Origin of the sequence: Galbibacter pacificus (genome assembly GCF_029603165.1) — a bacterium.
In the GTDB taxonomy this organism is placed as follows: domain Bacteria; phylum Bacteroidota; class Bacteroidia; order Flavobacteriales; family Flavobacteriaceae; genus Galbibacter; species Galbibacter pacificus.
In genome coordinates, this window is record NZ_JAQSVC010000003.1 from 671004 (window position 1) to 677581 (window position 6578).

A 6578-nucleotide genomic window follows, 5' to 3' on the forward strand; every position below is an offset into this window, starting at 1 on the left:
GGTATAAATTTATTCAGATGAAATAATGGCATCACAAAAATTTGCATCTTCTGTACATCTTTTAAAAATATCGGTATAATCCAGCTTGTCAGTTTCTTTTGGGTTTATGCTGCCTTCAATATAGTATTTTGCGTTCATTTTATCGTTTACCTGAAGGCAACCGGCAACCGAAAATGCATGCCAATGGTTGGAAACCACAAAAACAACATCGCCTTCTTGCATAACCTTCTTTCCGCTTTCATCTTTTAGGGAACGGCTGTAACAATAGTTTCCAATTGTACTTTGCGATTTTTCTTCTTTGTGGATAATGGCTTCGGGAACATGGTTCTCTTTTAAAATTTCGGCCATTTCTGTGGCTTCGCAAAACCCCGAATGGTGTGCATTGCATCCGCCGGAAACAATAATGTAATCAAACTTTTCTGGGGTATTGTATAGTTTTAAGGCCACGTTCATGCGGTTTTTCAATGTGGGAACATCTGCCGAACCCAAAACCAGCATTCCGGTTCTTTGGTGTGTTTTTTGTGCATGTACGGTAGAAGTAAGGGAACAAGCAATTAAACAGGCGAATAATAAAAAGGCATGATTTTTTAACTTCATAAAATGTTTTTTTAAAAACGATATACGCTTCGTGGGTTCCTTGCATAAATATCGGTAGAATTTTTCACTTTATATAAGTCTTTTTCATTCCATATATTCAATGTATAATACATATTTTACATTATTCAGAATGGCGTTTATCGTTCAGGGTTCTGTTGCTTTTCTTTTTTCGTTGCCTGCTTAAAACCATTATCTTTGCCAAAAAACCGAGCAATGAGTACAAAAGTTCGTGTGCGTTTTGCACCCAGTCCCACGGGACCCTTACATATTGGTGGCGTAAGAACTGCCTTGTTTAATTACCTGTTTGCCAAAAAGCACGGAGGCGATTTTATTTTGAGGATCGAAGATACCGACCAAAACCGATATGTCGAGGGGGCCGAAAGATACATTGTAGATTCCTTGAACTGGCTAAATATTCCTTATGATGAAGGCCCGGGGTCTGCCGAGGAAACACAACGAAAATATGGATCTTACCGCCAAAGCGAGCGCAGGCATTTGTATAAGCAATATGCCGATTTGCTATTGGAAAAAGGATGGGCATATTACGCCTTTGATACCGCCGACGAGCTCGATGCACATAGAAAAGAACACGAAGCAAAAGGAAAAACCTTTATTTACAATTGGCACAACCGCCAAAAATTGAAAAATTCGTTGGCACTTACGCAAGATGAAGTTCAGCAAAAAATAGATGCAGGCCATGAGTATGTTATCCGGTTTAAATCACCTCAAGACGAAAAGCTTCATTTAAAAGATATTATCCGGGGGGATATGGAGATAGATACCAATATTCTGGACGATAAGGTATTGTTTAAAAGCGATGGCATGCCAACGTATCATTTGGCAAATATTGTAGACGACCACTTAATGGAAATTACCCATGTAATCCGTGGGGAAGAATGGTTGCCGTCTTTGGCCCTGCATGTTTTACTGTATAGGGCTTTTGATTGGCAGGAACCACAATTTGCACATTTACCGTTGATATTGAAACCTACCGGAAAAGGTAAATTGAGCAAGCGCGATGGCGATAAAATGGGCTTTCCCGTATTTCCGTTGGAATGGAGGGATCCAAGTACAGGGACTATTTCCCGTGGCTATAAAGAAGATGGTTATTTTAACGATGCCGTGATAAACTTTTTGGCGTTTTTAGGGTGGAACCCCGGGACCGAACAGGAAATTTTCAGTTTGAATGGTTTAATTGAAGCATTTCAATTGGAAAAAGTACACAAAGCGGGCGCACGTTTCGACCCAGACAAAACCAAATGGTATAATCATCAGTATTTGCAACAAAAAAGCAACAAAGAGTTAACGGGGCTTTTTATGGATTTTATTGCTAGTCATAAAGTGGTATCAGGCGAAATAGCTCCCTCTTTGGTCAATAAAGATTACATAACAAATGTGGTCGCATTAATTAAAGAACGTGCCGATTTTGTAGCCGATTTTTGGACGCAGGCGGATTTCTTCTTTGTAGCACCATCAGCTTATGATGAAAAGGCCGCCAAAAAGCAATGGAAAGAAAATACCAATGAGTATATGGATGAGGTTGCCGGTGTGATCGCCGGGATAGACAATTTTGCTTCTGAAAACATTGAAACTATTGTAAAGCAATGGATAAGCAACAGAGAACTTGGTTTCGGGAAAATAATGCCCCCTTTACGTTTGGCATTGGTAGGCGCCATGAAAGGCCCTCACGTTTTTGATATTATTGCTTTAATTGGAAAAGAAGAAACTACATATAGGATAAACAAGGCTATCGAAGTTTTAGGATAACGGATGCGCTATAGGCCCAAGATATTGCATGAGACCTTTCGGGCTTGTTTTATAAATTATTTTTTCCATTATCGGGATTAAATAGCTCCATTATTTGTATTTTACAACAATCAATATTTTTAAACCTATAGCAATTATGTATTTTCTTATTCCATTGGCTTTTATCGGGATTATTATCCTGTTTAGTGCCTTCTTCATCGTAAAACAACAAACGGCAGTCGCTATTGAGCGCTTTGGCCGATTTCAAAGTATCCGTAATTCGGGCTTGCAGCTTAAAATCCCCATTGTAGACAGGATAGCGGGGCGTTTGAGCTTGAAGATCCAGCAGTTGGATGTTATCATAGAAACAAAAACCCTGGACGACGTTTTTGTAAAATTAAAAGTATCGGTTCAGTATGTGGTTATCAAGAGCAAGGTTTACGAGGCTTTTTACATGCTTGAATATCCGCACGATCAAATTACCTCTTATGTATTTGATGTGGTACGTGCCGAAGTCCCTAAAATGAAGCTGGACGATGTTTTTGTTAAAAAGGATGATATTGCCATAGCCGTAAAAGCAGAGTTGCAGGAAGCCATGTTGGAATACGGTTTCGATATTATTAAAACACTTGTGACGGATATTGACCCGGATCAGCAGGTCAAAGCGGCCATGAACCGTATTAATGCTTCAGAACGCGAGAAAATAGCAGCTCAGTTTGAAGGGGATGCGGCCCGTATATTAATTGTTGAAAAGGCAAAAGCCGAAGCCGAGAGCAAGCGCTTGCAAGGGCAGGGCATTGCCGACCAGCGACGTGAAATTGCACGAGGTTTGGAAGAATCGGTCGAAGTGTTGAACAAAGTAGGAATCAACTCGCAAGAAGCATCAGCCTTGATTGTTGTCACACAGCATTACGATACGTTGCAGGCCATAGGCGAAGAAACCAACAGCAATTTAATATTGCTACCCAATTCGCCACAGGCAGGGAGCGATATGTTGAACAATATGGTAGCCTCTTTTACGGCAAGTAACCAAATAGGGGAAGCCATGAAGAAGCAAAACAAAAAGAAAGAGGAATAAAACCAAAGGGAAGATATTAAAAGGGTTGCCTAAAATTCCACCAACTTCCGAAAACTATTTTGTCGGGAGAGCGTAATTAAAACCCTCTCCTATGATTTATCCTTCAGAGTATCCCCAAAGGGATGATTGCCGAACCTAATGTGTAATTATTGGGTTGTCCATTTCCTTTGGATGTTCCTGATGGCCAGGTACAGCAGTTTAAACAGGACCTGTCATTGGTAAAGGTACCTTGCGCACCTGCCGGTGGAAACCCTCCACAGTCTTGGTGGTGTAAATGAGCGGATCGGCTGGGTTATTTAAAATACTGTGACAGCTGCTCCCAATTGTTCTACCAGCCATTTTTCACCCTTCAATTTACTAGGCAGGTATCAAGTGAAAGCCAATATTGGCCAGGATGGATTACCTCGAACTATGTTTAATAATTTTAAAGTCCCAAGGATAAAAACTTAAATTGTCCATATACTTTTGCTTATGGACTATTAACATTTTCTCTATATGATTTTCGAGTATGGGAAGATAACCATATTCATAACAAAAATAATAGGTTCCTGTATTAAAAGGGAAAATATGTGTGAAAAGCTCGAACTTGTATCCCAATTTTGCCAGGACTTTCTTTTCTACGGTACTTTTCCCACTAGGGCAAAAATGGGCCAACAAACTTCTGTTCCTTCTTAAATCGCTGTTTATCTTTTGAATGGAAAGTTCATGAAAAGGTCTGTTCGTATTATGGTACATACTCCTGCATTGTGCATCGCAAAATTTTTTATCAGAACGCCCTTTCAACTCTTTTTTACAAGATAAGCAATATTTAACGGGCATAATACATATTATTAAACGTTTACATACGAATATAAACGTTTATATATAAAGTTATGGTATTTTAATTGGTTAATCTTGTTTTGAAAACCTGAAAAATAGTTATGGAGCGATCAATTACATTAAAACATTTGATGATTGACAATAAAAAGTATATAGGGCTTCAATATCAAGCTGATAGAATCATACAGGCTCTGGTCGATGGATTGCCCGGGTTGGAATGGAGCAATCAGTACAATCTATACTATATCCCCAACAACAAACCGACCCTAAATTTAATTTTCGAAAGGTTTAAAGGGATTGTATGGGTTAATGGGAATTATTTCTTTCGGGACAGCCCCTTAAAGGACACCTCAGAAAGCGTGGATGTAAATTGGTTTAGAAAGCGTACATACCGGGAAGGGTTCAGACCATGTCCCGAGGATTATCTCAAAAAGTTAGAACTTAAAAAATATGCAAATAGTACTGTTAAAAATTACGTGAAATCTTTTGAGGCTTTTATTAATTATTATAAGAATGAAGATTTAGTTGCTTTAAATGAAAATGATGTTAGGGATTACCTGCAAAAACTGGTTCAGGAAAAACGCTCTAATTCGTATATTAATCAGGCCATTAATGCCATAAAGTTCTACTATGAAGTGGTCCTTGGTATGCCTAATAGGTTTTATGCCATAGAAAGGCCTAGAAAAGAGCATAAATTACCTAAGGTATTGTCAAAACAGGACGCAATGGCAATAATAAACAACACAAAGAATATAAAGCATCGCTGTATACTGGGACTATTGTATGCGTCAGGGCTTAGGAGAAGTGAATTATTAAACTTAAAACTGTCCGACATCGACAGTAAAAGAATGTCGATCAAAATTAGACAGTCTAAAAACAATAAAGACAGGATGACCATACTTAGTAAGAGTGTTTTAGATGATCTCAGGGTATATTACAAAGCCTATTTACCAAAGAAATATTTATTTGAAGGGCCTGAACCTGGTAAAAGATACAGTCCCTCAAGTGTGTTAAAAATTGTTTATAAAGCAGGCAAAAGGGCTGGAATAAAAGAAAGGGTTAGCCCCCATATGTTACGCCACAGCTTTGCAACCCATTTATTGGAAAATGGAACAAGCTTACGACATATTCAAATATTATTGGGTCATAATTCGTCTAAGACCACAGAGATATATACACATGTGGCTACCAATACCTTTATGAACGTAAAAGATTTATTATCTTAGTTCCCATAATAGAAATATAGTTACCAAGGTAACTATATACAATTGTTAGGCACAATTTAAGGCAAACTATGAACATTATAGAGAAAATTGAACATATCGCCAATTGGACATCTAAAAATGATAGCCGAGATACGAACCAAATTAATCACGAAAGTGGGGAAAATGACTTTTCTGCTATCGAAGAAATGATTGACGAAAAATTGCCAAATGAATTCATTGAAGTTTATTCTAAAATAAACGGAGAAAATGGCGAGAACAGCGGAATATTATTTGGTCTTCAATTTATCTCAACAGAAAAGATAAAATTAGAACTTGAGTTTTCAATAAGTCTATTAAAACCTGCTGAACGAAAAATTATTGATACTAAAACTTCGAAAAAAATTCTTGACGAAATTTCTGATTTGTATTTAAAATCTATTCCGAACAAAAAGAAATTTGGTCTTTTTTCTAAAAAATGGATTAAAGCAAAATTTGACTGCTCAAATCAATCTTACAGCGGAATTAAAGTTGAATATGAAAATGGAGACAAAAAGAATTATAATTTGAAAGAAAACTTTAGAGATAAAATGTTTGCTCTTGGAAAAGAAATACACAAACTCGAAGAGAAAAACTACAATTGGGACAGCTTAGAATTTGTGTTGTTTCCAAATAGAAAATACATCGTTGAGAGAAAAGATTATGTTTGGGAAGATAAGATTGACTTTTCATCTTGTCCAGATGATAGTATTCGAAAAAAATATTTTCATTATAAATGGTTGCCGATGTTCTCAGATTATGGTGGGAATTTTATAGGGTTTGACCTTGACCCAGATAAGAATGGAACTAAGGGACAAATTATTATTTACGGTCGTGACGAAGAAAAAATGGTTGTTTTAGCAGATAATTTGAATGATTTTTTAGATTTATCAATTAAAGAAATTAATGAAAATCCAAATCAATTTTTGACCGAAACACATATTCACGAAATATTTAAGCGGATAAAAAACTGTGCCTAACAACGGTAACCGTTGCACAACCTATTAATTGTATAAATACAAGATCCAAATAAGCCCTTAAAAGGGCTTTTATTTTGTGGTATAGTTTAGCTGTAAACTAAAATTGAGAGGCTTATA

6 protein-coding genes are annotated in these 6578 nt (G+C 37.0%); 4 read left to right on the forward strand and 2 right to left on the reverse strand.

Annotation, left to right across the window (positions count from 1 at the left end):
- Positions 1–9: 9 nt before the first annotated feature.
- The gene (locus PSF86_RS11405; RefSeq protein ID WP_277900202.1) at positions 10–597 is read right to left on the reverse strand and encodes a YdcF family protein; all 588 of its coding nucleotides are present in this window, start codon (positions 595–597) and stop codon (positions 10–12) included.
- A gap of 213 nt (positions 598–810) precedes the next feature.
- Here PSF86_RS11405 and gltX point away from each other — a divergent pair, with 213 nt between their 5' ends.
- The gene (gene gltX, locus PSF86_RS11410; RefSeq protein ID WP_277900203.1) at positions 811–2364 is read left to right on the forward strand and encodes a glutamate--tRNA ligase; all 1554 of its coding nucleotides are present in this window, start codon (positions 811–813) and stop codon (positions 2362–2364) included.
- 136 nt (positions 2365–2500) lie between these two features.
- Entirely contained in the window at positions 2501–3421 is a 921-nt protein-coding gene (locus PSF86_RS11415) for an SPFH domain-containing protein (protein ID WP_277900204.1), read from the forward strand.
- Positions 3422–3820: 399 nt separating this feature from the next.
- Here the strand turns inward: PSF86_RS11415 and PSF86_RS11420 are convergent, their stop codons facing one another.
- Positions 3821–4240, reverse strand: coding sequence for a hypothetical protein (locus tag PSF86_RS11420; RefSeq protein WP_277900205.1), 420 nt, complete (start codon positions 4238–4240; stop codon positions 3821–3823).
- A gap of 101 nt (positions 4241–4341) precedes the next feature.
- On the opposite strand from PSF86_RS11420, the gene xerA reads away from it, so the two are divergent.
- The gene (gene xerA, locus PSF86_RS11425) at positions 4342–5466 is read left to right on the forward strand and encodes a site-specific tyrosine recombinase/integron integrase (protein ID WP_277900206.1); all 1125 of its coding nucleotides are present in this window, start codon (positions 4342–4344) and stop codon (positions 5464–5466) included.
- 68 nt (positions 5467–5534) lie between these two features.
- On the forward strand, positions 5535–6461 hold the full coding sequence (locus PSF86_RS11430) for an SMI1/KNR4 family protein (protein WP_277900207.1): 927 nt from the start codon (positions 5535–5537) through the stop codon (positions 6459–6461).
- Positions 6462–6578: the final 117 nt, after the last annotated feature.

Bases quoted from the DNA above. Each gene is read 5' to 3' on its own strand.
- PSF86_RS11420 (WP_277900205.1), bottom strand. From the start codon at position 4,240: ATGCCCGTTAAATATTGCTTATCTTGTAAAAAAGAGTTGAAAGGGCGT.
- gltX (WP_277900203.1), top strand. From the start codon at position 811: ATGAGTACAAAAGTTCGTGTGCGTTTTGCACCCAGTCCCACGGGACCC.
- PSF86_RS11405 (WP_277900202.1), bottom strand. From the start codon at position 597: ATGAAGTTAAAAAATCATGCCTTTTTATTATTCGCCTGTTTAATTGCT.
- PSF86_RS11430 (WP_277900207.1), top strand. From the start codon at position 5,535: ATGAACATTATAGAGAAAATTGAACATATCGCCAATTGGACATCTAAA.
- xerA (WP_277900206.1), top strand. From the start codon at position 4,342: ATGGAGCGATCAATTACATTAAAACATTTGATGATTGACAATAAAAAG.
- PSF86_RS11415 (WP_277900204.1), top strand. From the start codon at position 2,501: ATGTATTTTCTTATTCCATTGGCTTTTATCGGGATTATTATCCTGTTT.